This window comes from Protofrankia sp. Cj3 (assembly GCF_917627355.1).
Classification (GTDB): Bacteria; Actinomycetota; Actinomycetes; order Frankiales; family Frankiaceae; genus Protofrankia.
On sequence record NZ_CAKJTR010000041.1, the window covers coordinates 34,681 to 35,222 of the forward strand.

The following is a 542-nucleotide window of genomic DNA, read 5'->3' on the forward strand; positions in this document are numbered from 1 at the left end:
CTGGTGGCGGCGGCCAGCAGCAGGCTGGCGAGCAGGTCCCCGGCGGCCGCGGCCCAGAAGTCCCGGGATGCCTGCCCGCCGCGGATCTCCTGGAGGAAGTGGGAGGCGAGCCGGTCGGCGTCCTCCACCCCACGCACAGCCGCCAGGGGGTTCCACCACCAGATTGGCGGGGCGTAGGCGATCTGCTGGGGATCGAACACCCATACCGTGCCCGTCGCTGCCCGCAGGGCGGCGGTGGTCGCCCACAGGTCGGCTTTGTTCGCGGTGGCGACGACCGCGCCGGGGGCGTCGAGGATGACCGGGACCGCCAGCGCGGTGGTCTTACCGGCGCGGGGGGCCATGACCGCGACCGCGACGTCCTCGATGGTGGGTTCGAAGACGAACGGACTGACGGAGGATCCGGTCCGGAAACCGATGTTGATTGCGGCGAGGGCCGCACCCAGCGGGGTGTGGGCGAACCCGGAGGCCCGGTCGTCGGCCAGGATGTGCGGGCCCGCGGTCGGTGACACCGGCAGGGCGAAGCCGTGGAAATCCATCCAGCG

Annotated in this window: 1 protein-coding gene; it reads right to left on the bottom strand. The window is 72.7% G+C overall.

The window, feature by feature from the left end; genetic code table 11:
* The coding region (locus MJ783_RS08135; protein ID WP_239309693.1) for a type IV secretory system conjugative DNA transfer family protein at positions 1 to 542 on the bottom strand (542 nt) is incomplete at both ends.